Genomic DNA, 25370 nt, shown 5'->3' with positions numbered 1-25370 from the left:
TGTCTCGTCCTGAAATAGCGTTACACTAAAATGAAAGTGTAATGAAAAAAGAACCACAGACGACTTATGTAAAGCGCACACAGAAAGACTATACGATGTCTTTTAAACTTCGAGTAGTGGGCGAAATAGAGCGCGGAGAGCTTACCCGATCACAAGCGTTAAGCAAATATGGGATTCAGGCTAAATCGACTATAGTGGATTGGTTGAAAAAATATGGTAATTTTGATTGGGATAATCAAAGTTATAACCCCATGCCCAAGAGTCCAGAACAACGAATCATCGAGTTAGAGCAAAAAATAAAGCTCTTAGAAAAACAGAAAGCCCGTGCAGAGCATATCGCCGAACGAGCAGACAAAAAGGCTATTTTGTTCGATATGATGATAGAGCTTGCTGAAAAAGAATATAACATTCCTATCAGAAAAAACTCCAAACCCAAGTAATCGATATGTTTAGGGCATATTATGATGAAAGTATCTCATCGACCTGTGAGTTACTTGGGGTCAGCAGGCAGGTGTATTACAGAGCAATTACATCCAGAAAAAAACGGCAAGCCACGGCCGAAAAAGTCCTCGAACTGGTCAAAGAGGTCCGTATGGAACTTCCTAAGGTTGGAACAAGGAAGCTGTACCATATCTTACAAGACCCCTTACAAGATCTGTCCGTAGGGAGGGATCGTTTATTTGCTATACTTAAGGCTAATCATTTGTTGATAAAGCACAAGCGAAGTTACCATATAACCACCAACTCGCACCATCGCTTCAAAAAGCATAAAAACCTGATCGAAGATAAGGTTATTGATAGACCAGAACAACTATGGGTAGCGGATATTACCTATATAGGAACCAGGCAAAACCCCATGTATTTATCGCTTATCACAGATGCATATTCCAAAAAGATTGTTGGATACTCCCTATCCAATACCTTGGAAACAGATAGCTCTGTTAAAGCATTAAAATTTGCTATTAAAAACAGAAGTTACCCTAAAAAGCGATTAATACATCATTCCGACAGAGGTTTTCAATATTGCAGTAAAGAGTACCAGAAAATATTGGCGAAAAACCACATAAAATGCAGTATGACTGAATCCTATGACCCTTATCAAAATGCTGTTGCCGAACGTATCAATGGTATTTTAAAGCAGGAGTTCTTGATCGATATCCAAAAGTTAGATATCAATACCGTGAAACAAATCGTGAAACAAAGTATCGCTATTTACAACGCAAAAAGACCACATCTGTCATGTGCTATGAACACGCCAGAAGACATGCACAAACAAAATGAAGTAAAAATAAAATCGTACAAAAAGAAAATATCCCATCAAACGATCGTTTGATGGGATATTTAGTATTTTTAATCCTGTTAATCCTGTAACGCTTTTTTAGGACGCTACAATAAGTTTTAACGCTTATATGTCGTCAAAACTCAAATCTGTAAAACTTTCGTTGGCTGAAGCTTCTCCGTTAGACCCGACTTCTTCTTCTTCTTTTTTGAAGTCTTTCTGGTGACGCTCGGAAATTACTTCTTCTCCTTTTTCGTCTATAACGTAATCGGTCATTTCCCCAAGGATATCTCTAAAGGCATCGAAATCTTCCTTGTACAGATAAATTTTGTGCTTTTTGTAGTGGAAAGAACCATCGTCATGTGTGAATTTTTTACTCTCCGTAATGGTTAGGTAGTAATCTCCTGCTTTGGTCTCCCTTACATCAAAGAAATAAGTTCTCCTTCCGGCTCGTAATACTTTTGAGAATATTTCATCTTTCTCTAGTAAATCTTTTTCACTCATAATCCCTCTAATCTTAAAAATTAGTTGTATAGTTAAACAGAACCAAAAATGTGAAAAAAAATGAAATGAAGCAACAAAAAACTCACATTTCTTTTTCCGAAAGCTGGCTCAGATACAGGTCTTTGTAATATCCTTCCGCATTTATAAGTTGATTATGAGTGCCTTGCTGAACAACCGAACCGTTTTCCAGAATAATGATTTTATCGGCATTCCTGGCTGAGGAGATTCTATGGCTTACAATAATGGTTGTTTTTTCTCTTGAAACCTTATGCAGGTGTTTCAAAATCTTTTCTTCGGTTTCGGTATCTACCGCCGAAAGGCAATCGTCAAACAAAAATATTTCCGGGTCTTTAATAAGTGCCCTGGCTATGGATACCCGCTGTTTTTGTCCTCCACTGAGCGTAATACCCCTTTCGCCCAGTACCGTATCGTATTTTTTGGTAAACTTTACAATGTTTTTGTGTACCTCCGCCCGTTTGGCGGCATCGATAATCTGCTCGTCGGTAGCATTTGCCTTACCGAACCTGATATTGTTTTTTATACTGTCCGAAAAGAGGAAAGCTTCCTGGGGTACGGCACCGATGGCTTTTCGCAGGTCGTACAGGTTGAGTGCTCCTATCGGGGTGTCATCAATACGTATTTCTCCTTCGCCCACATCATATAACCTGCCTATAAGGTCCAGTATGGTCGATTTCCCGGACCCCGTTTTGCCGATAATGGCCAGGGTTTCTCCCCTGTCCAGCGTAAAGGACAGGTTGTTCAATGCGGTTATATTGGTATCTTCATAAGTAAAGGATACATTCCGGAATTCGATCCTTCCCCGGATAGGAGTAGGGTCAGGGTTGCTGTTTTGTATTTGAGGTTCCGTGTTCAAAAACTCGTTGATCCGTTTTTGGGATGCTTCCGCCCGCTGTACCGTTGAGGTTACCCAGCCTACAATGGCCACAGGCCAGGTAAGCATAGCAATGTAAATGATGAATTCTGCGATAATCCCTACGGTTTCAATCTCCCCGTTTATGTACTGGTTACCACCCACGTATATGGCAATGGTGCTGCTTATACCGATAAGCAGGGTCATCAACGGCATAAACCATGCCTCTACTCCGGCCAGGTCCATACTTTTTTTCCTTCCGTCTTCTGCCAGGGATTCGGATTCCCGGTTGATCCGGGGTTCTATGTTATAGGCCTTTATTACAAAGATCCCCGAGAAAGTTTCCTGCGAAAATGTAGACAGCGTAGACAGGTATTGCTGCACTACCGTACTTTTCTTATGGATAACCCTGCTGATCCTGTAAATTAAGAAGGAAAGAAAGGGGAGTGGTATCAGGCAGTAAAAAGCCATGGTAGGCGATTTGTAAAACATAATGGGGATCACGCATACAAAAAGGGTCAGGGTCTGTATGCTGTACATAACCGCAGGCCCTGCATACATACGTACCTGGTTGACATCCTCGCTGATACGGTTCATCAGGTCCCCCGTCCGGTTCTTTTTATAAAAATTGAGCGATAACTTTTCATAATGCCGGAATATCTCGTTTTTCAGATCGTACTCGATATAACGGGATATGTTAATGATGGTCTGCCGCATCAGGAATGTGAAAAAAGCCGATAACAGTGTAGAACCTATGATAATGAGAATATAGGTGAGTAAAGTAGACTGCAAAACAGCCTTATCTGCATTTTCGGCAGATAGAAAATCCTCTACAGCGGCGATGGATTTACTGATATAAGGTGGCATGACCAGTGAAAATATCCTGGCTATGATAGTGATAATGACACCGATAAGGAGTTTTACCTTATATTTTTTAAAGTATTTGTTAATGTATTTTAATTCCTTCATAAAATATCGAAAAGAACAGTTGTTTTATTAAATCGTCATTTTTAGATATTCATTTTTAAGATATTGTCAATTTCTATGTATTTTTGTGTGTTGATTTTATCAAATACTCAAAAAAGAAAAACTCTAATACCAAAGAATAATGACGACAGATCTCTTACATCCCGACGAACTTAAAAAAGTTGACCCTGTTTTTGGCCAACTTTCGTTTGACGATCATGAACAGATCGTATTCTGTAATGACAAAGATACAGGATTAAAAGCAATTATCGGTATCCACAACACGGTATTAGGACCGGCGCTTGGCGGAACGCGGATGTGGAACTATAACACGGAATGGGAAGCATTAAACGATGTACTTCGCCTTTCCCGTGGAATGACGTTTAAATCTGCCATAACCGGACTGAACCTGGGCGGGGGAAAAGCGGTTATCATAGGAGATGCCAAAACACAGAAAACACCGGAACTGATGCAGAGGTTCGGTGAATTTGTGAACTCCCTCGGAGGGAAATACATTACGGCAGAGGATGTAGGTATGGAAACTTCCGATATGGACCTCGTAAGGGATGTAACCCCTTATGTGACCGGTGTATCCGAGTCCAGGGGAGGTGCGGGAAATCCTTCGCCGATCACGGCATTTGGTGTTTATATGGGGATGAAAGCTGCGGCGGCATTCAAATTCGGTTCGGATAACCTGGAGGGCAAGCAGGTCCTTGTACAAGGTATAGGGCATGTGGGAGAGTCTCTCGTAGAGCACCTGACCAAAGAAGGCGCTAAAGTATTTATAAGTGACATCAATGAAGACCGTTTGCAGGAAGTGAGCAAAAAGTACGGGGCCGTAGTGTATGCCGGAGATGACCTGTATACTGCCAATGTGGATATTTATGCCCCGTGTGCCCTCGGAGCAACCATAAATGACGATACGGTATATAAGATAAATGCCAAAGTTATTGCCGGTGCGGCCAACAACCAGCTTGCGGACGAAAACAGGCACGGTGCCATACTGCGGGAGAGAGGTATTGCCTACGCCCCCGATTTTCTTATCAATGCAGGTGGTATCATTAACGTTTATGCCGAACTGGAAGGATACGGAAAAGATGAGATCTGGCGAAAAACCGAGAATATCTATCATACTACCGGTGAAATTTTTGCACATTCCGAGAAAAACGGATGTACAACACACCAGTCTGCATTGCGTATGGCACAGGCCAGAATAGACGCAAGAAAGCAGGAAAAAAACGCATAAATCCGATCACGAAGATCAAAATTCCAATTTGGTAACATAAAAAACTTGGAATTTGCGACCGGAAAACCTTATTTTTGCAGGGCGAAAGAATATTTCTTTCGCCTTAATTTTTTTAAAGGCAATAAGTTCTTTTCATATGTTAACAAGACGACATATTCGGGTTAAGGTAATGCAGTCCATCTACGCGCTGACCCAAGCCGAAAAAACCGACCTGGATAAGGAAGAAAAATTCCTGTCCATGAGCATGGAGAATATGTATAATCTATACCTGGTGCTGCTGGGCCTTTTGGTAGAAATGCAGAAAATGGGTGCTTACAGGTTAACTGCTTCCGGAAAAAAATATCTGGCAACGGAAGAAGAAAAAAATCCTAACCGGAAGTTTGTAGACAACAAGGTGCTGGCACTCCTGGGGAGTAATGTGCTTCTTGCGGACGAGCTGAAAAACCGAAAACTCAATAACTGGTACCTGGACGAAGAATATGTGAAAGTCGTGTTTAGAGAAATGGAAGAGAGCGATTTCTATACGAAATACTTGTCTACCCGTACTTCTTCCTTTAAAGAAGACAAAGAATTTTTGCAGGACCTCTACAAGGAAGTAATAGCTCCCAACGACAAACTCTATGATTATATAGAAGATTTTAATCTTACGTGGGTTGACGATCTCCCCTTGGTGAATACCTTTATCCTGAAGTTGATACGCAAAGTAAAACCCGAAGATAACGAACGCTATTTTCTTCCCCGGCTTTTCAAGGACGAAGAAGACCGCATGTTTTCGAAGGACCTTTTCCGTAAAACCGTACTCAATGAAGAAGTACTTCAGAAAGAAATAGCCGGAAAAACCCCCAACTGGGATACCGACCGGATTGCGGAAGTGGACGAGGTTTTACTGAAAATGGCCATCTGCGAATTCCTGAAATTCCCTTCCATTCCCATTAAAGTGACTATCAATGAATATCTAGAGATTGCTAAAGAATACTCCACGCCTAAAAGTAGTATTTTTATAAACGGAATACTAGATAAAATGGTTAAGGATTTCGAATCCAGGAATAAATTGAACAAAGTGGGGAGGGGATTAATGTAATAATCCTTATTTTTATGCCCGTAAACAAAAAAACAATTAGTTAATCTGAAAAATAACAAAGGGATATGAAAAAAATTTTGTTGATCATAGCACTTGTGGCAGCGGTTTTTACCTCCTGTAAAAAAGATGCCGCCAGTAAAGTAAAAGCAGAAAACGTAGCTCAGGCAGCCGAAAGAGATAAAGCTGCAAGTAAACTCCCTGTTCTGGAATTCGACAAAAAAGAGCACGATTTCGGTACTATTCAGCGGGGAACTGCCGTAGAAACCGTATTTGAAATTACCAATACAGGAGATGCGCCCCTGGTGATAACCAATGCAACAAGCAGTTGTGGCTGCACTATTCCGGAATATCCTAAAGATAAGCCCATAGCTCCGGGAGAAACCGCGGAATTACTCGTAAAGTATAATGGCTCCGGAATCAACCAGGTAACCAAAACAGTTACCGTAACCACCAATACCGAAAAAGGAAGTGAGCAGGTAAGGATCAAGGCTTTTGTAGAAGAGCCGGCGAAATAAGAAAATTTTAAATTTATATATGGAATCAATCAGTAGTCTGGCCCCCTTTTTATTAATGTTTGTGGTGATCTATTTTTTTATGATCCGTCCACAGATGAAACGTCAGAAACAGGAAAAGAAATTTGCTGCAGAGCTTAAGAAGGGAGACAAAGTAGTAACTAAAAGCGGTATGCACGGAAAAGTCGTTGAATTGAATGACAGCGATAATTCCTGTGTTATAGAAACGCTTGCGGGAAAGATAAAGTTTGAAAGATCGGCCATTTCCATGGAAATGAGCTCAAAATTAAACACCCCGGTAGCAGACAAAAATACTGCTAAAGACAATAAGAAGTAAGCTTAAGAGCTTTTATAACGTAAAAAGCCACTTTTTTTCGAAGGTGGCTTTTTTTATTTGGGTAAAGTATCTGTTTTTAGGAGATATGGTTTTGGGATGAGGTTGAAGATTAAGACCCTGTAATCTCCCTGTGGTCATTTTGAATTCTATAAATTTTCGCCACTGATACACGAATAATTTTTAGAAAACTAATCTTGTTATCCGTGTATCAGTGGCTATATCTAGACCTTGTATTTCTTCGATGTCAGTTCGGCAATCTTCACAATAACCTCCACGGCTTTCTGCATACTTTGTACGGGTACGTATTCGTATTTGCCGTGAAAATTATGTCCGCCGGCAAATATGTTGGGGCAGGGTAGTCCCATATACGACAGTTGCGAACCGTCCGTGCCACCCCGTATCGGTTTTATAAACGGCTCTATCCCCACATCTTTCATGGCCTGTTCCGCGATATCAACGATGTGGAAAACAGGTTCTATCTTTTCGCGCATGTTGTAGTACTGATCTTTGATCTCCAGTGTTATGGCGTTACCGTGTTTAAAGTTCAGTTCATTGGCAATTTTTTGGAGAAGGTCCTTCCGGGCTTCGAACTTGTCGAAATCATGGTCCCGTACAATACCTTCCAGCACCGTGTTTTCCACATCGCCCTTTATGCTGTAAAAGTGGAAGAAACCCTCCGTGCCTTCCGTACGTTGTGGCACCTCATTGGGTGGTAGCATATTGGCAAACTTGTTGGCCAGGAGCAGGGAATTCACCATTTTTCCCTTTGCATAACCGGGGTGCACACTTTTCCCTTTTATTTTTATGGTAACTCCGGCAGCGTTAAAGTTTTCGTATTCCAGTTCGCCGATCTGGCTGCCATCCATCGTATACGCCCATTCCGCCCCGAATTTTTCTACATTGAATTTGCTTGCTCCCCGGCCAATCTCCTCGTCGGGCGTAAAAGCTATGCGTATTTTTCCGTGTTTTATTTCCGGGTGATTAATCAGGTATTCCATTGCCGTGACAATCTCCGTAATACCGGCCTTATCATCTGCCCCCAGCAGGGAGGTGCCATCCGTTACAATCAACGTCTGGCCCTTGTATTGCAGCAGGTCCTCAAAATAGCGCGGCGACAGTATAATATTTTCCTTTTCGTTCAGCACAATATCTTTCCCGTTGTATTTCTCTATGATCCGCGGTCTTATATTGGTACCGTTAAAATCGGGGGAAGTATCCATGTGTGAAATAAAACCGATTACAGGTACTTCATGATCTGTGTTGGAAGGGAGCGTAGCCATGACATAGCCGCTCTCGTCTACGGAAACGTCCTGCATGCCGATGTCTTTGAGCTCTTCTACAAGCTTGTTTGCCAGGATCCATTGCTTCGCCGTACTCGGCGTGGTATCCGATTTGGGGTCAGATTGCGTGTCTATAGTAATGTAGCTTATAAAGCGGTCTGTAATGTTTTGCATGCGGAAATTTTTTACGAAAGTACTACGAATAGAGGTAATTTTAAAATTTTGTTTCGCACCTTGTAGCACATTTGTTTAACGACAAATTTCCTTGGATGTTTTGTAGGAAATAGAGTATTTTTAAGAAATTATAAAACCCCTGAAAAAAAATGCATCGCGATATTCTTAGCCTTTTAAAGCGAATACAAGCTATAACAGATACAGGACTTTTATACGCCAAAGATGAGTATGACATCGAACGATATGAAGAACTCCGTGAAATTAATACGGAATTATGGCAGCAATATAGCGGCCATAAAGCCGAAGATATCGGCATCATGTTTCCCGTAGTGAAAGATTACCCTACGGCAAAGGTTGACATCCGGGGGCTGGCACTGTCTCCTGAGAAGGAAATACTGTTGGTTCGGGAGAGCGCTGACGGCAGATGGTCATTGCCGGGCGGTTGGGCGGATGTTGGTTTTACTGCTTCAGAAACCATAGTAAAGGAATTTAAAGAAGAGACCGGCCTGAACGTAAAACCTGAACGACTATTGGCGGTCATGGATAAAAAAATGCACCCCCACCCCCCACAGCCCTTTTATGTGTATAAAATGGTATTTCACTGCAAGGTACTGTCCGGTAAAATAACAAAGAGTTTTGATATACTGGATGTGGACTATTTTAAAATAGACCAACTGCCGCAACTGTCGGAAGACCGGATACTGAAAAGCCAGATAGAGATGCTGTATACCAAAGCGACTTCCGGTGATCATGAGCCTTATTTTGATTGAGTTGGGGCGTTATGGAGTTATTTAGGTAACGTGGGATATAGTGATTGGACTAATGAGTTTAGGTTATACATAAAAAATTAATTCAATAAGTTATCAGTCTAAAATCCCCTTATACTTTAACATAGAAACTCATAATAGCACAAAAGGACAAAAGGGCGCAACATCCTGCGATGCTGCGCCCTTTGCAGTTAAAAAAATCCTGTTAACTACATAAGTCCTCCGCCTTCTTTGGTGTTGTCGTCCCGGTTCTTTCGTTGCACCTGCCTGTTCTTTCCACTCCCGAAACGGTAGGAAAGCCCGAGGTAAACCGAGTTGCTTTCCCAGGTAAACCTGCCGGACTGGCTTATCGGGCGGTCACTGTCGAACGCAAAACGCATGGTATTGAATATGTCGTTGATATTCAGGCTTACACTTCCCTTACCGTCAGCAAAGGCATACCGTGCACCCGTGTTTATGAAATACATGGGTTTGGCATCAAACTGTAGCGACTTGTTTCTACCCCGGTAAAATCCGAAGAGGGACAGGGTGAGCTTTTTGGTGACCGTAAAGTTATTACTCATCCTGAAATTGTATGAGGTGTTTTCAACCTCTGCGTATTCCGTGTCAAGGTATCCTTTTTGAGTCTGTGTAAACAGGTCGAAACTGGTGTTGAAATTCCACCATTTTAACGGTTTGTAATTTCCGGACAATTCCAGCCCGTAAGAAGAATTATCATCGAAATTATCAAACGTAAGGATCAGTCTGTTCTCGTCTGTCGGGTCTGCATATAGCGTCTGATTGATCTCATCTTCGATACGGCGGTAAAACACGCCGGCAGTAATGCTTCCCTCTTTGAGACGCCTGGTGTAGTTTACTTCTATGGAATTGGTAAACTGGGGTGTGAGACTTTCATTACCGAACTGGGATACCAGCGGGGTACTCCATTTGCGTATGGGGTTGACCTGTCCTATTCCGGGCCGGTCTACCCTGCGGCTGAAACTTACCTGGTACTGGTTCTTTTCCGAAGGGGAATAGGTGACAAAAGCCGACGGGTATACCTGGGTGTATTTATCCGTAAATGCTCTTACCGTATTGGTGTCGGCCTTAACCTCAACATTTTCAAACCGTGCGCCCAGTTGGTATGACCATTTCTCGAAATTTTGTCCGAATGTGGCGTAGGCCGAGTAGATGTCCATAGTATAATCGAACTTCGTGCTCGGTGTGGGAACGAGCTCCCCTTCTGAATTGAAAGACATCCCGGTGGAGTTGAAATCCAGGTTGGTCTCAAACAATCTTGCTTCTGCCCCTAGCTCGAGTTTGGATTTCTCAGACAAAGGGTTTACATAATCCAGGTTAGCCGTGGTCTGTTGTCTCTTCGTATCCGTATTATCTATAAAGTCCGGCACTTCCGATGGCCCGCGGAAGGTATTGTCCATCATACCGTCATCTGAAAAACGGTTGTGGTCCACCTCCAGTTCTATATTGTGTCCTTCTTTGGCAAAGTCCCTTTTGTAGTCAAAATTGTATTGCTGGCTGTGGTTGGAATTATCCGAAAATATAGATTGCATGAAACTTCTCGTGTCGTCATCGAAATAATTAATATTGGAACCCCCGTCTTCCTTTCCGTCAAAAGTATTTTGGTTGGTGAAGAAAGAGATGGTGTTCTTATCGTTCAGGTAAAAGTCCAGTCCTGCTTTGTAGAGATGCGACTTGTTATTGCTTTTGAACGTGAACCGCTGTTCCATATTTTCTTCGTCCCGGAAAAGCCTCCCTTTATTGTTGTACTTCCCTATGTTGTTACCGTAGCTACCGTATACATTGAATTTTCCGTTCCTGTAGTTCAGGTCAACAGAGGAGTTGAACTTGGCGTTCTCTGCTTCGGTTAATCCCAGGTTGACGTTCCCGTTGAACCCGATATTGGCGTTTTTGTGCAGGACGATATTGATAATACCACTCATACCTTCCGGGTTGTACTTGGCACTGGGATTGGTGATAAGTTCTATCTTTTTGATAGAAGTGGACGGAATTTGTTTCAGCAACTGGGCAATAGGTACGTTAGACAGTTTACCATCTACCATAACCCTGACATTCTGGTTACCGCGGAGCGAGAGGTTACCGTCCTGGTCCACATTTACCGAAGGAATGTTGTTCATGATCTCCGAAGCCGTTGCCCCGGTCGTGGTGAGGTCTTTCCCTACATTAATAACCTTGCGGTCTATTTTCTGTTCTATCGTAGAACGTTCGGCTACCACGTCGACACCTTCCAGTTCGGCCACATTCTCTTCGAGGGTTATGGTCCCCAGGTTTACTTTATGGCTGTCTGAAGGAATGTTTACCTGTTTGTGAAAGGTTTTGTAGCCGATATACTGTACTTCGAAGATCAGCTGTCCGTCGGGAAGGCCTTTCAGTTCAAAGGTCCCGTCGTCGTTCGTAATGCCCCCGGTGATTATTTCGTTGTCTGCGGCAGAACGCGCTACTACCGATGCATATGGTATTGGCTCCTGAAGGCCTTCGTCTATAACCTTCCCTGTAATGATCCCGGTTTTGGAAAAGGTGGTGGGAGCTGTGGATGCTTGTGCGGTGAGTGCATAGGAAATCAGTAATGCACACCATGTAAATACGTGTCTCATTAGTAGTTTTAAGTTTTTTGATTGATGATGATGTATTGCCGTTTTTTATTCCGGCGTTTGTTAAATGGACGACAAAGTGTCTGAAGTGTTACAAGGATCAATTTGTTTTAACAGTTTTTAACAGTTGGAGGGTGGGCCAAAAATGGAGGAAAATATGTTGCTTGCCGGTAGTGAAAATGTTGTGTTCGGGGTGATTAGGTTATCGGATTATTCAGGAAATACAGAAAAAATTTAAACGAGTTCTATAACTGAAAAAACAATTTCTGAATCGTGCCAAACTGGTGCTCGTTTGTAACGAGTACCCATTTTCTCCCGCATTTGCAATGCCACTTTACTATCAATACGTTAATTTCTATACCCTGCTCTCCCGGCGATCGAATAAACGAGCAATCATCCTGTCATGTCTTCTAATTTGAGGTCTTACAGGCCGTGATCTTTCAGTTCGAGCCGCAACCTTGGGATAACAAGCTCGTCAAACCAGGGATTTTTGGCCCTCCAAATGTTATTTCGGGGAGAAGGATGGGGGAGAACAAAGTACTTGGGAAGATATTCTTCGAAGTTTTTTACCGTTTCGGTCAGGGTCTTTTTTCTTTGCTCCTGCAGGTAGTATTGCTGGGCATATGTGCCTATTAAGAGTATGAGTTTTACTTCTTTCATCTGTTGCCACAAGGCATCGTGCCATAAGGGAGCGCATTCTTTTCGCGGGGGCAGGTCGCCGGACTTCCCTTTCCCGGGATAGCAGAACCCCATAGGGATGAGGGCTATTTCTTCCGGGTTGTAAAAAGTATCGTGGCTGACCTGCATCCATTGGCGGAGGTTATCACCGCTTTTATCGTCCCACGGAATACCGCTTTGGTGGACTACAGCCCCGGGAGCCTGGCCTATGACCACTATTTTACTATTCGGATGTGCGGATACTACGGGATTGGTGCCGAACTCCAGGCGGGGTGCGCATACGTTGCAGTTTTTTATATCTTTGAGGAGTTGATCCACTTCCACAATTTAAGGGTTACCGATTCCTATTTGAATATAACTGTCGTTATACCATTTTATGTCTAAAGGTTCTCCTGCATCTTTAATGGTTTCTTCGCTCACATCCCTGCCCGTACCATAGTTTACCTGCCAGTCCGGATTTTTATTGATACCGAGTACCAGTAATAACCTGCTGCCTTTACGCAACTTCCGGGATGTAAAGAAGGTATTGGTAATGAGGATAGATTCTTTCTGCCCCGGGGTAAGGAGTTGTCTTTTGGTGTTGTCTTTGGTATAGCTGGCCCTGGCTATATAATTGGAGAGGGAGAAGTATTTGCCCGAGGGGAGTACTTCGTAGAGAGACATGGTTATATCCATATCCTTTTTATTAATAGCTGCCTGGATTTCACCGGTGAAAGAACCGTTTATCACCAGGTCTTCATCCAGGGGCTCCGAAATATATGTTATGCCGTTGCCCGTGTAAATGTCGTCCGACAAAATACCTGAAGAACGTTTGTTGTAGGCCTCCAGGTCTTTGCGGTCACTCAGGTCAATCTCATGCCTTACGTATTCCGCTTTATCTTCTTTTCTGGGAATCAGTTTGTAGTGTTCTCCCTGCCGGATATTGCTCAGGTACAGGGTAAGGGAATCCGTGGTCATGTTCTGTAATGAGGGGGCATGCCTCCATTCGTCCGTGCCCATCACCTGGTAGTTTATTTTGTCTTTTAAGGCGGCCGGAAGCGGTCCGTTCTTTAAAACATGATCAAACCATTCATAAACCACTTTGTAGATACTGATGTTGGCAGATTTGTCAATGGTATAATTACCTATGGTCTTGTTGGCATAAGACTGTCCCCCACCGTGAGAATAAGGGCCGATCAGCAGGTAATGTTGTGCTTTCGGATTATACTTATAGTGTTCTTTAAAATAGTACATGGCGCCGAGCTGGTCGACATCGAAATATCCTGTGGTGGTAAGGATAGGTATATGGATATTGGCAAAGTCTTCCCTGTAGGGGACCATGTTCTGCCAGAATTTGTCATATCCCGGATGATCGAGCCAGCGCTGAAAGATTTTATTCGGGTTGCCGTTGAGGCTGTCCAGCGTATGGAATGCAGAACCTTCTTTATACCATTTTTCAAATAATTCCGACCAGTGCTCGCCGTCGAAAAATGATTTTTCATCGGTAAATTTATTGTTGATGACATAGTGTATCCAGCGTAACATATAACTCATAAAGACATGGTTCTGCATAGGGTAATCCACACCTATGCCTACGGCTACCTGCGGTACAATGGTCTTTAATGCGGGATGTAATTTTTTTACGGCAGACCATTGGCTAAACCCGAGATAGCTTCCGCCCATCATACCTATTTTGCCGTTACACCAGGATTGTTTACTTATCCAGTCGATAACATCATAGGCATCCCGGCCGTCGTGTTCAAAGGGGGCTATCTTGTCCGGACTCTTTCGTTTTCCCCGGGTATTTACTGTGACCCCGACATAGCCGTTTATGGCAGCTCTTTTTGCCGTTTCAAAATCGTAATCGCCGGCATATATATTATACACCAAAATCACAGGCAGGGGAGTGGTATTTGTTTTTTTTCTGATAATGGTTGCGGTGAGTGTGGCATTTTCACCGGTTTTTATCAGGACATCTTCTTCTATGATAAATGTAGCTTCGTCCTTCTTTTTAAGGAGTTTCCGTGCCAACGGGTCTGTTTCGGAAAATACCGCATAATTATTATAGGCCTTACATAGCGCTTTTGCCTGGGCAGTACTTATGCTGTCCTTATCTTTGAGTGTTTCAAGCTGCTTTTGCAGTTTTTCTTTCAGAACCGGGATATCTTCGTCTATATTTCTCGATATGGAGGGGGTGAGGTGTTTGGGAAATTTGTCATAGCAACGGTCAAAAGCCTGGATAAAAGCTTTGTCAAAGGGCATGTGTTGCGTGTTTTGTATTTGCTTAGCTACGGTATAGACTTCATATACAAAAATGTTGGGCTCGTACATCCGGTCTATGGCATAGGCATCCAGGTACTTATTGATGTTTTGCTGTACATCGTCGAAATGTCCGGCAGCCATTTGCATTTGATAAAGATTATCGTAGTAGAGGAGTGTGGTGTCTTTTTCGGTGTGTTGAAGTACTTTTTCCGCAAGAGGAGGAATAAATTCCCGAAGTGCTGAACTGTCGTTCACCACCTTCTTTTCAAAATAGAATTGCTGGGCAAAAGTGCACGTTATTGCCAACGTGGCAACGGACAATGCGATGTAGGTCTTCAGGTTCATGTTTATGCGAATATTAGTTGTTGTTGGTTGTGTTATACTTTTGGGAATATTGTTTTAAAAGTATTAAATTTTTACTCACTAAGTGAGATTTAAATGCTCCGACGCTTGCGTCGAAAAGTAATCTATAGTTTCCGCCTCATGCCTCGCGTCCCGATAATTATCGGGATTGTCCCGAGGTAGTTGACTTTTATTAATAATGGATTTATTCTTCGTCAACAGGAAATTCATAAACATCCAGAAAGCGCCGGGAAATTTTACTTGGCTTCCGACGGATCACCGAACCTCCCATTTTGTCATAAAATCCTTTGGCATTGGGATCGGAGGAAAGGGACACGGACCTGCCGTTCTGCTGTTTTATGTGTTTGAGTATCTGCTCGAAGATCCGGGTGCCGAAGCCTTTCCGGATGTAATCGGGCAGCAGCCAGAAATGATCTACCTCCCAATGGTCATTGCCTTTGTGTACCAATCCGTAAAAACCTATAAACCCGTCCGGGTTTCCTATTTTTACCACTTCGTTACGGGTAATGTATTCCGGGGTAATGGTAAGGTCTTCCCGCCAGAGTTCCATAAGGCGGTCCGCATATCCCCAATGTCTTTTGGAACTCATGGCAGTTTGCGTAAGGAGTTCGTGATCTTCCGGTTTGGCTTTGGTGTATTTCAGTGTGCGGGTCATTTGATACGATGTATGAGGTTGTCCATCATTTTTACGATCCTTTCCGCCCGGACATCTTCTTGTTTGACTTCGTATATCCATTGCAGCCATTGCCGCTTTCGGTCTTCCGGCAAATGTTGAAAGCTCACATAGGTTTCCGGGGGCTCGTTTTTGAAACAGTCCAGGATATCTTCCGGAATTTCCAGGGGAGTGCCTTCGGAAAACTCCGGGGTATTTTCTTTAGTTAAGGGTTCTTCCGGGTATAGCTTCAGGTATACGTAATCGCCTTCGGTCTTTCCAATTGCTTTACGGATGGTTGCATTGACAGGGAGGAACAACACGCCGTTTCCCTTGGGCATCAGGGTTTTTCCGCTAAGCGGGTGCCCGTCTATTTCGCCATACACCCTGAGCATCCCGAAATACCTGTCTCTCGGCTGGTCGATTTCAGGAATGGCAGCATAGGTCCATCCTCCTCTGCCCGGGAATTTTTCCAGCAGGTATTTTTTATCCGCCAGGGGTCTTGGTGCCATGTATTGTAATTTTAAAAAATGCTTTGGAGATATAAATGTATGGATTCCTCACGAATTATGTGATGTTTTTTACCGAAGCCCCGTTAATCTTATGGAAATTGGAGTATGGTAATGAGTTTGTTTGATCATCGGGTTAATGATGTTAACAGAATGTATTGCTTACCGCCTCCGGGTGCCAAAACGACGGTTAAAACGATTGAAAACTCTGCTACTCCTACCTTTTCAGCGTAAAAATTTTGTGTACCTTGTAGATTGCTGTAATAAGAAACTTAAACGTAAAAAACTATGGGAAAAAACAATGGAGCAATAGCGTGTAACGGCCTGGATGACTATTATACCAAAGCTACAATTGGTAAGCATGCTTTTTATATCGACGAACCGGAAAAAGTGGGTGGTAAGGATAAAAAACCCTCCCCGACGGATTATGTGCTGGGAGCGCTGGCTTCGTGTACGGCTATTACCATGCGTATGTATGCCCAGCGAAAAGGGTGGGAACCGGGCGTTATAAAAGTGCATGCGGCTTTTGCCCCGGTCATGACGCCCGATGGTATAAAACAACGCATAAAAAAGGAAGTAGCATTTGAAAAGGAACTATCGCAGGAGCAGGCGGACCGGTTACTGGAAATCGGGGAAAAATGCCCGGTGAGTAAAATGCTTAAAACAGAGGTGGAGATGCTGATGGGACAGACCGGGTATACAGACGAGGGATGATGCAAGATAGTATGCGTGAAGAGGGGAGTGGTGGTTATTTGTATTTTTTTAGATGGAAAGATGTTATAAAAAAACCTCTTTGTTAAAATACCCGGATGCTAAAGTGTTGATCTAAGATCGTAAATCGTATATTTGTCCCTTTGTAATTGCAACAAGCTGTTTTTTTGAAAGATATTTTTTAAATGGGAATTGTTAAGCTTCACGATAAATATTTTAAACCATTTATATCTTCTGCGGAAATTGACAGGGCTATAAGGCAACTGGCGCAAGGCGTGAGTGCGGATATGCCCGGCGAAGTACCTGTGTTTGTAGCCATACTGAACGGGGCTTTTATGTTTGCAGCAGATTTTTTAAAGAAATACCCGGAAGATTGTGAAATATCTTTTGTTAAATTAGCATCGTACAGCGGAACTGCTTCCACCGGGGCGGTAAAGCAACTGGTAGGTCTCGGTGAGAACCTGGAAGGACGGACCGTTGTAGTGCTCGAAGATATAGTGGATACGGGGAATACCCTGGTGGAAATACACCGGATCTTTTCGGATATGAAGGTGAAAAGCCTGAAAATAGCCACTTTGTTCTACAAGCCGGAAGCATATAAACAACAATTGAATATAGACTATATAGGGATGGAACTCCCCAATAAGTTTATCGTAGGTTATGGCCTGGATTACGATGGACTGGGAAGAAACCTGCCCGAAGTGTATCAACTAAAAGAAAAGGACATGATAAATTTAGTTCTCTTTGGAAAACCCGGAGCGGGGAAAGGAACACAAGCCACTTTTTTAAAGGAGAAATACAATCTGGTACATATTTCTACCGGAGATGTTTTTCGTTATAATATGAAGAACGAGACCGAGTTGGGAAAACTTGCCAAAACATATATAGACAAAGGAGAACTGGTGCCCGATGAGGTAACTATAAACATGCTGGAGGCCGAAGTGGAGAAAAATGAAGATGCCCGAGGATTTATCTTTGACGGTTTTCCGAGAACCACGGCCCAGGCAGAGGCTCTGGACAAATTGTTGCAGAGCAAAGGTATGGAAGTCAGTGCTACGATCGCCCTGGAAGCGGATGACGAGGTGCTTATAGGACGTCTGCTGGAACGTGGAAAAGTAAGCGGAAGAAGTGACGACCAGGATGAAAGTAAAATAAGGAACCGTTTTGAAGAGTACAATGAAAAAACAGCCCCGTTGATCAATTATTACAAACAGCAGGGTAATTTTTACAGCGTAAACGGTATCGGTTCCATAGAAGAGATCACAGCGCGTCTTTCGGAGGTTATTGAAAGCCTGGAAATCGTAAACAGTAAATAATTTACGGGCAACCATCGCCTGAGGAATATATTGCGGAGACGTACCGTCGTGCGTCTCTGTATTTGTAAAATACCGGCGGGTTGTAATGCAGGCATCAGGCATAAGACACTATACACAAACCATAGCAATAAGAAGATGACGGAGGGGAATTTTGTAGATTATGTAAAAATATATGTGACTTCCGGGAACGGGGGTAAAGGGTCTACCCACCTTCACCGGGAGAAGTATGTTCCGAAAGGAGGGCCGGATGGCGGAGATGGCGGCCGCGGGGGACATATTATTCTCCGGGGCGATAAAAACCTCTGGACGCTTTTTCATTTTAAGTTTAAAAAACACTTCCGGGCCGGTCACGGAGAACACGGTAGTAAAAACCGCAGTACCGGGGCAGACGGGGAAGATATTTATATGGATGTGCCCCTGGGGACCGTAGTGAAAGATACGGAGAGCGGGGAAGTACTGTTTGAGATCGCCGAACATGGCGAGGAGAAGATAGTAGTAAAAGGAGGTAAAGGCGGACAGGGAAACTGGCATTTTAAAACATCTACCAATCAGACACCCCGTTATGCGCAACCCGGATTGGAAGGGGAGGAGAAGAATATTACCCTGGAAATGAAGGTCCTTGCCGATGTGGGATTGGTAGGTTTTCCGAATGCAGGTAAATCTACCCTGCTTTCTGTGGTTACCGCAGCCAAACCCAAGATAGCCGATTATGAATTTACGACGCTGAAACCCAATCTCGGAATCGTACAAAACAGGGATTATCAGACCTTTGTTATGGCGGATATTCCGGGGATCATAGAAGGTGCGGCGGAAGGTAAAGGACTCGGGCATTATTTCCTGAGGCATATCGAGCGGAACTCTGCCTTGCTGTTCCTGATACCTGCAGACAGTAAGGATATTAAAAAAGAATATAATATCCTGCTGGATGAGCTTCGCCGTTATAACCCGGAGATGCTGGACAAAGACCGTTTTATTGCCATCTCCAAGTCCGATATGCTGGACGAAGAACTGAAGTCCGAGATGAAAAAGGAACTGGGGAAAGCTCTTGACGGAGTGTCCTATATGTTTATATCATCCGTGGCACAACAGGGAATACAGGAGTTAAAAGATAAGCTGTGGGAAATGTTGAACAGGGAAGAAGTCTGAGCTGTAGCTATGACCTTCTTAAAATAGTCTAACTATTAATATGCGGATATGCTTTTCAAAAACGTACACCTGGAAGGTATCCGGTCCGGTAAGGTTACCCTCGCTTTTCGCAAATGGAAAAAGCCTGCCGTAAAAAGCGGTACTATACTGAAGACTGCGGTCGGCCAGGTGGAGATCACCGGTATATCCCCCATAAATGAAGAAGAACTCACCGAAGATGATGCCTTGAGATCCGGTTTTAAAGATGTACCGGCCTTAAAAAAAGAACTTCAAAAAAGGCCTTCGGGCGCATTGTACAGGATAAATGTTCGTTATCATTCCCCTGATCCGCGTATGGCCCTCCGGGAGCAAACAAAACTCGGTAATGAAGCGTTTCGGGAGCTACGGGAAAAATTAAAAAGGCTGGACACCTATAGCAAACAGGGCAACTGGACCCTGGATATCCTGATAGCTATACAAGAGTTCCCCAAATTGAAGGCAGCCGACCTTGCCCTGAAAACAGGAAAGGAAAAAGAATGGCTGAAACCGAATATCCGCAAACTGAAAAACCTCGGGCTTACCGTAAGCCATAATCCGGGATATACACTCTCTCCGCTCGGAGCCGTATTTCTGCAAAAATATAAGGAGGAATAAAGGACCCGGAATACCGGGATTAGTTGCTGTAAACTTTTACTTCACTCAGTTATTAAGCTCATAGATTATTGAGTTATTGGCTAGTTGAGAGTTAACTAAATAACCAAGTAACCTGATAACTATGACAATTTCCCCGCCTACCGGATAGGCAGGATTGCCACTTCCTAACCTCGGGACTTGCATTCCGGAGTGATTTAGCTACTTCCATCCCGAACCGGATCATGGCTTATTCGGATCAATTCTATATGCCTGTACTACAGTTCATTTTGTTGTGATCATTAAAATGTTTTTATTACATTTATAGGGATTAACCATAGAAACATTAAAAAAAGGGTGCTTAAATTATGAAAAATTCAAGACGAAAGTTTTTGCAATCGGTAAGTTTGCTGGCGGCCGGGATGGCCATGCCTATATCGGCATTCAGCTTCGGAGCTTCGAAGAAATTACGAATTGTTCTGGTCGGTACCGGGGTCCGGGGGATCAGCTTCTGGGGGAAAAGGCTGGCAGAACAATATTCGGATATTCTTGAATTTGCAGGGCTTTGCGATATTAATCCCGGAAGACTGGAATTCGGGCGTAGGCATATCGGGGTAAGCTGCCCTACATTTTCCGATTTTGAAAAAATGATCCGGGAAACCAAACCCGACCTCGTGATCGTAACCACAAAAGACTCCACCCATCATGAATTTATTATCAAAGGACTGGATATGGGGTGCGATGTACTCACCGAAAAACCGCTTACTACGGACGAGGATAAATGCCAGGCTATTATTGATGCCGAGCGAAGGTCCGGAAAAAAGCTCATCGTAGGGTTTAATTACCGGTGGAGCCCGTATAATACCAAGATCAAGGAATTGCTGGCTGATAATTCCATCGGAAAAATAACTTCGGTGGATTTTCATTGGTACCTGAACACCTATCACGGGGCTTCTTATTTCAGGAGATGGCACGGATTAAAGAAAGAAGGAGGGACGTTGTGGGTGCACAAAGCTACGCATCATTTCGATCTGTTGAACTGGTGGATAGACTCCGAGCCATCTGAGGTATTTGCCTACGGGGACCTGGAGCATTACGGGGCAAACGGCCCTTTCAGGGGGAATAAATGCAGGACCTGCGAACACAAGTCTGAATGCGATTATTACTGGGACATCACCGAAAACGACCATATGATGAGGCTTTATGTGGACCATGAAAAATACGATGGGTATATCCGTGATAACTGCCTGTTCCGTAACGAAATAGATATTTATGATAAGATGTCTGCCCAGGTGAAATATAAGAATAATGCCATACTAAACTATTCGCTTACCACATATTCGCCCTTTGAGGGCTGGCGGGTTGCTTTTAACGGAACAGAAGGGAGATTGGAAGCCTGGCTGGATATTCCTTACCAGAGTGGAGAAACTGTGGACCAGAGTGAAATGCATTCCAGGGAGATGGACCAGTCGGGGGAAGAGGACAAAGACCAGGAGCCTATTATAGTGCATAAATTATGGAAAGATTTTAATACCGTAAAAGTACCCATGGAAAAAGGAGGTCACGGCGGAGGTGATATGCGGTTGCAGGACAAAATGTTTAAAAACCCGGATATACCCGATCCTTATGGCAGGGCAGCGGGCCTGAGGGACGGGGTGATGTCGGTGTTGATCGGTATTGCGGCCAGAAAAAGCATAGAAACAGGCCGGCCGGTGAAAATAGGGGAATTGACGGACCTGGAGCCCAGGATAAAAAGAGCATAGGGAGAATACTCTTAAGAACTTGCTGCTTTTTGATAGGAAAAAGGATTATTTCCGGCTTCTCCGGTGAAATCTTTTTGTTCGGTTCCTGAGCGAAGTCGAAGGATTTCCTTAATTTTGAGAAAAGCAATGTACTATGCGACTTTTAAAAATTTTTCTTCTGGCCCTGCTTTTCGGAGCATGTTCCGCAGCAAAGATAGATTACGACCGGAATACGGACTTTTCTGTATACAAAACATTTGATTTCTACCCGGATATGAAATCCGGGCTTAATCAACTGGATGAAAAAAGAATTACCGCCCAGACGGAAACCTTTTTGAAAGGGAAGGGGATCGTAAGGTCGGGCGCTCCTGATATGTATATTAATATCTTTACCAAGCAATACGAAACGCCTTATAACAGTTCTGTGGGAATCGGAATAGGTGGTGGCGGAAGAGGTGGAGGTTTCGGTATATCCGGAGGCATTCCCATACGCTCCAATTCCATGACGCAGGAAGTTACTTTCGATCTTATCGATGCCGAAAGGGATGAGCTTTTCTGGCAGGGTGTCGTTGAGGCTAAAATGGGAAATAATACCAGCCCTGAAATGAGGGAGCAGATTTATCGTAAGGTTGTGGAGAAGGTTTTTAGTAAATATCCACCCGGGAAAAAATAGGATCACTCCCGGAAATTTCGGAGTTTTTTAGTTGTTAGTTTTGGAGGGGTGTGTGCAAAATGAACTCCTGGAATATTTACCATAAAGATATCAGAAGGTGTCGGGAAGCTGGTATTTGTATGAGTGCAAAAAACACATTTTTCCCCGGACAAAACATAATAACTGCTTTGAAATAACTCAGAACTCCCAACTCATAAACCCTGTATGCCGGAGAATACAAAAGAAACAAAAAAATCCCTGCGATAACACAGGGATTTTTTCATTAAAACCAATTAACTAACTAAACTAACTTCATCTGACATTATGAAATTTCGATAACCTTCTTAGGTTTCGGAAGGGCTTCTTCGCGTTTTGGGAGGGTAAGTTTTAAAATGCCACTCTCATAAGCCGCGTTGATGTCTTCTTCGTTTACGCTGTCGGGAAGGTTGAATGACCTTCGGAAAGCGTAGTGACGAAATTCCCTTCGGGTGTATTTGTCATTGTCTTCTGTCTTTTCTTCCTTGTGCTCGGAAGAAATGGTCAGGACTTTATCGTCCACTTCAATGTTAAAATCTTCTTTGCTTTTTCCGGGAACAACCAATTCCAGGGTAAAATCTTTTTCGGTTTCCTTAATATTCACGGCAGGAACATGTGTATTGTGATTTTGAATTCCGCCTAACCAGTCGGGTTTTAATAATTCGTCAAAAATGGAAGGAAACCAAACGTCGCTATTTCTTTTTACGAGGCTCATAATGCTATTATTTTTTAAGGTTCAACATTTTTATTTTGTTTACACCTTACCTATAACAAATAGAGTTCCATTTCCATAAACAGGACATTGTGACATCATCAGAAGCTTTTTTACTGACATAATGACGTATTTCTTCTAGTTAAATATGTTTCTTTAGTGTTCCCGGATTAATGAGTTTGTGTGTGTTGCTTGAATAACTCATTAATTAAAAAAAACCTTTCATTGCTTACGAAAATCTATAGACTTCAGGTCCGGGTGGCGGTTTAGTTGTAATATGTTTTAAAAATCTGTACCAGGACGTCAGGAGGGATGATCTTATGGGGGTATTGATGCATAATTTCCAGGACTTTATTTGTAGCCAGCGGGTTCAAACCCATATGGATACCAAGGTCTTTTATTTTTTCAATTTCCTGAGGAGTCGAGGACCGGTCCACATTCATAAGAAGTACCAGGCGGTGGAATTGCAGGATGCGTTCGGATTCGGGTTTAAGCGGAACACTTTCTACTTTTGTAAAGAACAGGTGGTCCAGGGTTTTCTTTTCTACGCCCAATTGTTCGGCTACGGTGACAAGAAAACGGTATTCAACGTCTTTGATGTCGCCATCGGATTTGGCCAGGGCGATCATATCGGCCAGCAGGCTCAGTTTTTCTTTTTCGGTATTCATGGAAGGTTGGAATTATGATGGGTTGTATTGTTCGGAATTATTGTTTTTGGGTTAAGTGATGAAATTAGTCAATATGCCAATGGGATAATGAGGCAATGTGCCAATTGGACAATTAGCTGAGGATTTTGCACTCAGGGACTTATTATCTCATAGACACATTAATCTATATATAAAACAAAAACTCCCGAGAATTATTTTCCCGGGAGTTCGAATTTTATCATTTATATGAAGTTTAGTTCAAAACTTCTTTTACTTTGTCGGCAGCTTCCTGGAACTGAACTGCAGAGTGCACGGCAAGTCCGGAGTTGTCGATAAGTTCTTTGGCTATTTCGGCATTGGTACCCTGCAGACGAACAATGATCGGCACCTTAATGGCATCTCCCATGTTCTTGTATGCATCTACGATACCCTGGGCTACACGGTCGCAACGAACGATACCCCCGAATATGTTGATTAGGATGGCTTTTACGTTAGGATCTTTCAGGATAATGCGAAAAGCGGTTTCTACACGTTTGGCGTCTGCCGTACCTCCTACGTCGAGGAAGTTGGCGGGTTCACCACCGGCTTGTTTAATAAGGTCCATAGTGGCCATGGCAAGTCCGGCACCGTTTACCATACACCCTACGTTACCGTCAAGGTCCACGTAGTTAAGTCCAACGGCCTTGGCCTCTACTTCAATAGGGTTTTCCTCGCGAAGGTCACGCATTTCCGCGTAATCTTTATGACGGAACAGGGCATTGTCATCCAGGGTAACTTTGGCGTCGACCGCCATGATCTTGTCATCGGATGTTTTTAACACCGGGTTTATTTCAAACAGGGAAGCGTCGGATTTGATATAAGCTGTGTAAAGAGAGCTTACGAACTTAACCATTTCCTTGAATGCGTTACCGCTCAATCCGAGGTTGAAGGCAATCCTCCGGGCCTGGAAAGGCATCAGACCTACTGCAGGGTCCACTTCCTCGGTGAAGATGAGGTGCGGGGTTTTTTCCGCAACTTCCTCGATATCCATACCACCTTCGGTAGAGTACATGATCATGTTCCTTCCTTTGGCACGGTCCAGCAATACGGACATGTAGAATTCCGAGGTTTCACTATCTCCCGGATAATATACGTCTTCGGCTATTAGTACCTGGTGTACCTTTTTTCCTTCGGCGGAAGTCTGGGGAGTAACCAGGTCCATACCGATAATCTGTTCGGCGATTTCTTCTACCTGTTTCAGGTCTTTGGCCAGTTTAACACCGCCTCCCTTACCGCGCCCTCCTGCGTGTACCTGGGCTTTGATAACGTGCCATCCGGTTCCTGTTTCCTGAGTAAGTTGTTTGGCGGCAGTAACGGCTTCCTGAGGATTATGGGCTACGATGCCCCGTTGTATCCTTACGCCGAAACCTGCCAGTATTTCTTTTCCCTGATATTCGTGTAAATTCATAACAAAGATTTCATCTGTTTGTATTTATTTGCTTTTAATAGGTCGGATGGAATGCCGGATGACTTGTAAGTCAGATAGCAGATAATGTTGCTAATAGGCATTTCAATTAAACGAGTGACAAAAATAGCAAACCTGGCATAATTACCCTAGTTTAAACACATTTTTTTGTATTCCCCGTAAAATAGTTTTATTTTGTCAGGAACGTATTAAAAAACTGATTTCCAGTATAGAATATGCCCGGTTCCCGAAGAAGTATGTGCGGAGGTATCTACGGAACTTGCAA

At 43.3% G+C, this 25370-nt stretch carries 24 protein-coding genes; 13 read left to right on the top strand and 11 right to left on the bottom strand.

Annotated elements, in window-relative coordinates:
• Window positions 1-41: 41 nt before the first annotated feature.
• Together ACVBDY_RS15620 and ACVBDY_RS15615 are read left to right on the top strand one after the other, a co-directional pair.
• Complete coding sequence (locus ACVBDY_RS15620) at window positions 42-440, top strand: hypothetical protein (protein ID WP_447173800.1); 399 nt, start codon at window positions 42-44, stop codon at window positions 438-440.
• 5 nt (window positions 441-445) lie between these two features.
• Window positions 446-1333: an IS3 family transposase gene (locus ACVBDY_RS15615; protein ID WP_447173799.1), complete on the top strand. Its 888-nt coding sequence runs from the start codon at window positions 446-448 to the stop codon at window positions 1331-1333.
• Between the two features lie 72 nt (window positions 1334-1405).
• On the opposite strand, the gene ACVBDY_RS15610 is transcribed toward ACVBDY_RS15615, so the two are convergent.
• Together ACVBDY_RS15610 and ACVBDY_RS15605 are read right to left on the bottom strand one after the other, a co-directional pair.
• The gene (locus tag ACVBDY_RS15610) at window positions 1406-1783 is read right to left on the bottom strand and encodes a PUR family DNA/RNA-binding protein (RefSeq protein ID WP_447176392.1); all 378 of its coding nucleotides are present in this window, start codon (window positions 1781-1783) and stop codon (window positions 1406-1408) included.
• Between the two features lie 82 nt (window positions 1784-1865).
• Entirely contained in the window at window positions 1866-3623 is a 1758-nt protein-coding gene (locus ACVBDY_RS15605; protein WP_447176391.1) for an ABC transporter ATP-binding protein, read from the bottom strand.
• A gap of 139 nt (window positions 3624-3762) precedes the next feature.
• Between ACVBDY_RS15605 and ACVBDY_RS15600 the strand changes: the two genes are divergently transcribed.
• The 4 genes from ACVBDY_RS15600 (at window position 3763) to yajC (ending at window position 6796) form a co-directional block, all read left to right on the top strand.
• Window positions 3763-4866, top strand: coding sequence for a Glu/Leu/Phe/Val family dehydrogenase (locus tag ACVBDY_RS15600; RefSeq protein WP_447176390.1), 1104 nt, complete (start codon window positions 3763-3765; stop codon window positions 4864-4866).
• A 136-nt stretch (window positions 4867-5002) separates the two neighbouring features.
• Complete coding sequence (gene nusB / locus ACVBDY_RS15595) at window positions 5003-5947, top strand: transcription antitermination factor NusB (protein ID WP_447176389.1); 945 nt, start codon at window positions 5003-5005, stop codon at window positions 5945-5947.
• 65 nt (window positions 5948-6012) lie between these two features.
• Entirely contained in the window at window positions 6013-6462 is a 450-nt protein-coding gene (locus ACVBDY_RS15590; protein WP_447176388.1) for a DUF1573 domain-containing protein, read from the top strand.
• A 19-nt stretch (window positions 6463-6481) separates the two neighbouring features.
• Entirely contained in the window at window positions 6482-6796 is a 315-nt protein-coding gene (gene yajC / locus ACVBDY_RS15585; RefSeq protein ID WP_447176387.1) for a preprotein translocase subunit YajC, read from the top strand.
• Between the two features lie 221 nt (window positions 6797-7017).
• Here yajC and pepT read toward each other — a convergent pair whose 3' ends face one another.
• Entirely contained in the window at window positions 7018-8250 is a 1233-nt protein-coding gene (pepT, locus tag ACVBDY_RS15580) for a peptidase T (protein ID WP_447176386.1), read from the bottom strand.
• A 149-nt stretch (window positions 8251-8399) separates the two neighbouring features.
• Here pepT and ACVBDY_RS15575 point away from each other — a divergent pair, with 149 nt between their 5' ends.
• The gene (locus tag ACVBDY_RS15575) at window positions 8400-9020 is read left to right on the top strand and encodes an NUDIX hydrolase (RefSeq protein WP_447176385.1); all 621 of its coding nucleotides are present in this window, start codon (window positions 8400-8402) and stop codon (window positions 9018-9020) included.
• Window positions 9021-9226: 206 nt separating this feature from the next.
• Here the strand turns inward: ACVBDY_RS15575 and ACVBDY_RS15570 are convergent, their stop codons facing one another.
• The 5 genes from ACVBDY_RS15570 to ACVBDY_RS15550 form a co-directional block, all read right to left on the bottom strand.
• Window positions 9227-11629, bottom strand: a complete 2403-nt coding sequence (locus ACVBDY_RS15570) for a TonB-dependent receptor (RefSeq protein WP_447176384.1) — start codon at window positions 11627-11629, stop codon at window positions 9227-9229.
• Window positions 11630-12049: 420 nt separating this feature from the next.
• Entirely contained in the window at window positions 12050-12622 is a 573-nt protein-coding gene (locus tag ACVBDY_RS15565; protein WP_447176394.1) for a uracil-DNA glycosylase family protein, read from the bottom strand.
• 9 nt (window positions 12623-12631) lie between these two features.
• Window positions 12632-14890: a CocE/NonD family hydrolase gene (locus tag ACVBDY_RS15560; RefSeq protein ID WP_447176383.1), complete on the bottom strand. Its 2259-nt coding sequence runs from the start codon at window positions 14888-14890 to the stop codon at window positions 12632-12634.
• Between the two features lie 202 nt (window positions 14891-15092).
• Complete coding sequence (locus ACVBDY_RS15555; protein WP_447176382.1) at window positions 15093-15563, bottom strand: GNAT family N-acetyltransferase; 471 nt, start codon at window positions 15561-15563, stop codon at window positions 15093-15095.
• Window positions 15560-16072, bottom strand: a complete 513-nt coding sequence (locus tag ACVBDY_RS15550) for a YdeI/OmpD-associated family protein (protein WP_447176381.1) — start codon at window positions 16070-16072, stop codon at window positions 15560-15562. The genes ACVBDY_RS15555 and ACVBDY_RS15550 overlap by 4 nt, the downstream gene beginning before the upstream one ends.
• 285 nt (window positions 16073-16357) lie before the next feature.
• Between ACVBDY_RS15550 and ACVBDY_RS15545 the strand changes: the two genes are divergently transcribed.
• The 6 genes from ACVBDY_RS15545 to ACVBDY_RS15520 all read left to right on the top strand — a co-directional run bounded on the left by ACVBDY_RS15545 (window position 16358) and on the right by ACVBDY_RS15520 (window position 22266).
• On the top strand, window positions 16358-16783 hold the full coding sequence (locus ACVBDY_RS15545; protein ID WP_447176380.1) for an OsmC family protein: 426 nt from the start codon (window positions 16358-16360) through the stop codon (window positions 16781-16783).
• A gap of 182 nt (window positions 16784-16965) precedes the next feature.
• A complete protein-coding gene (locus ACVBDY_RS15540; RefSeq protein WP_447176379.1) occupies window positions 16966-18096 on the top strand; it encodes an adenylate kinase in 1131 nt (376 codons plus the stop codon).
• 135 nt (window positions 18097-18231) lie between these two features.
• Window positions 18232-19242: a GTPase ObgE gene (gene obgE, locus ACVBDY_RS15535; RefSeq protein ID WP_447176378.1), complete on the top strand. Its 1011-nt coding sequence runs from the start codon at window positions 18232-18234 to the stop codon at window positions 19240-19242.
• A gap of 48 nt (window positions 19243-19290) precedes the next feature.
• Entirely contained in the window at window positions 19291-19875 is a 585-nt protein-coding gene (locus tag ACVBDY_RS15530; protein WP_447176377.1) for an ASCH domain-containing protein, read from the top strand.
• Window positions 19876-20219: 344 nt separating this feature from the next.
• Window positions 20220-21614, top strand: a complete 1395-nt coding sequence (locus tag ACVBDY_RS15525; protein ID WP_447176376.1) for a Gfo/Idh/MocA family oxidoreductase — start codon at window positions 20220-20222, stop codon at window positions 21612-21614.
• Window positions 21615-21747: 133 nt separating this feature from the next.
• Entirely contained in the window at window positions 21748-22266 is a 519-nt protein-coding gene (locus ACVBDY_RS15520; RefSeq protein WP_447176375.1) for a DUF4136 domain-containing protein, read from the top strand.
• A gap of 301 nt (window positions 22267-22567) precedes the next feature.
• On the opposite strand, the gene ACVBDY_RS15515 is transcribed toward ACVBDY_RS15520, so the two are convergent.
• From ACVBDY_RS15515 to sucC, 3 genes are all read right to left on the bottom strand, one after another.
• Window positions 22568-22996, bottom strand: coding sequence for an Hsp20/alpha crystallin family protein (locus ACVBDY_RS15515; RefSeq protein ID WP_447176374.1), 429 nt, complete (start codon window positions 22994-22996; stop codon window positions 22568-22570).
• Between the two features lie 263 nt (window positions 22997-23259).
• Window positions 23260-23661: a TerB family tellurite resistance protein gene (locus tag ACVBDY_RS15510; RefSeq protein WP_447176373.1), complete on the bottom strand. Its 402-nt coding sequence runs from the start codon at window positions 23659-23661 to the stop codon at window positions 23260-23262.
• A gap of 232 nt (window positions 23662-23893) precedes the next feature.
• The gene (gene sucC / locus ACVBDY_RS15505) at window positions 23894-25087 is read right to left on the bottom strand and encodes an ADP-forming succinate--CoA ligase subunit beta (RefSeq protein WP_447176372.1); all 1194 of its coding nucleotides are present in this window, start codon (window positions 25085-25087) and stop codon (window positions 23894-23896) included.
• Between the last annotated feature and the right edge of the window lie 283 nt (window positions 25088-25370).

It is taken from the genome of Sinomicrobium halophytocola (assembly GCF_052983395.1).
Note: the sequence above shows the minus strand (reverse complement) of the source record. Positions and strands in the feature narration are given on the sequence as shown.

Coding starts and splice junctions, on each gene's coding strand:
- ACVBDY_RS15620 (WP_447173800.1), top strand. CDS start 42: ATGAAAAAAGAACCACAGACGACTTATGTAAAGCGCACACAGAAAGAC.
- ACVBDY_RS15615 (WP_447173799.1), top strand. CDS start 446: ATGTTTAGGGCATATTATGATGAAAGTATCTCATCGACCTGTGAGTTA.
- ACVBDY_RS15610 (WP_447176392.1), bottom strand. CDS start 1,783: ATGAGTGAAAAAGATTTACTAGAGAAAGATGAAATATTCTCAAAAGTA.
- ACVBDY_RS15605 (WP_447176391.1), bottom strand. CDS start 3,623: ATGAAGGAATTAAAATACATTAACAAATACTTTAAAAAATATAAGGTA.
- ACVBDY_RS15600 (WP_447176390.1), top strand. CDS start 3,763: ATGACGACAGATCTCTTACATCCCGACGAACTTAAAAAAGTTGACCCT.
- nusB (WP_447176389.1), top strand. CDS start 5,003: ATGTTAACAAGACGACATATTCGGGTTAAGGTAATGCAGTCCATCTAC.
- ACVBDY_RS15590 (WP_447176388.1), top strand. CDS start 6,013: ATGAAAAAAATTTTGTTGATCATAGCACTTGTGGCAGCGGTTTTTACC.
- yajC (WP_447176387.1), top strand. CDS start 6,482: ATGGAATCAATCAGTAGTCTGGCCCCCTTTTTATTAATGTTTGTGGTG.
- pepT (WP_447176386.1), bottom strand. CDS start 8,250: ATGCAAAACATTACAGACCGCTTTATAAGCTACATTACTATAGACACG.
- ACVBDY_RS15575 (WP_447176385.1), top strand. CDS start 8,400: ATGCATCGCGATATTCTTAGCCTTTTAAAGCGAATACAAGCTATAACA.
- ACVBDY_RS15570 (WP_447176384.1), bottom strand. CDS start 11,629: ATGAGACACGTATTTACATGGTGTGCATTACTGATTTCCTATGCACTC.
- ACVBDY_RS15560 (WP_447176383.1), bottom strand. CDS start 14,890: ATGAACCTGAAGACCTACATCGCATTGTCCGTTGCCACGTTGGCAATA.
- ACVBDY_RS15555 (WP_447176382.1), bottom strand. CDS start 15,563: ATGACCCGCACACTGAAATACACCAAAGCCAAACCGGAAGATCACGAA.
- ACVBDY_RS15550 (WP_447176381.1), bottom strand. CDS start 16,072: ATGGCACCAAGACCCCTGGCGGATAAAAAATACCTGCTGGAAAAATTC.
- ACVBDY_RS15545 (WP_447176380.1), top strand. CDS start 16,358: ATGGGAAAAAACAATGGAGCAATAGCGTGTAACGGCCTGGATGACTAT.
- ACVBDY_RS15540 (WP_447176379.1), top strand. CDS start 16,966: ATGGGAATTGTTAAGCTTCACGATAAATATTTTAAACCATTTATATCT.
- obgE (WP_447176378.1), top strand. CDS start 18,232: ATGACGGAGGGGAATTTTGTAGATTATGTAAAAATATATGTGACTTCC.
- ACVBDY_RS15530 (WP_447176377.1), top strand. CDS start 19,291: ATGCTTTTCAAAAACGTACACCTGGAAGGTATCCGGTCCGGTAAGGTT.
- ACVBDY_RS15525 (WP_447176376.1), top strand. CDS start 20,220: ATGAAAAATTCAAGACGAAAGTTTTTGCAATCGGTAAGTTTGCTGGCG.
- ACVBDY_RS15520 (WP_447176375.1), top strand. CDS start 21,748: ATGCGACTTTTAAAAATTTTTCTTCTGGCCCTGCTTTTCGGAGCATGT.
- ACVBDY_RS15515 (WP_447176374.1), bottom strand. CDS start 22,996: ATGAGCCTCGTAAAAAGAAATAGCGACGTTTGGTTTCCTTCCATTTTT.
- ACVBDY_RS15510 (WP_447176373.1), bottom strand. CDS start 23,661: ATGAATACCGAAAAAGAAAAACTGAGCCTGCTGGCCGATATGATCGCC.
- sucC (WP_447176372.1), bottom strand. CDS start 25,087: ATGAATTTACACGAATATCAGGGAAAAGAAATACTGGCAGGTTTCGGC.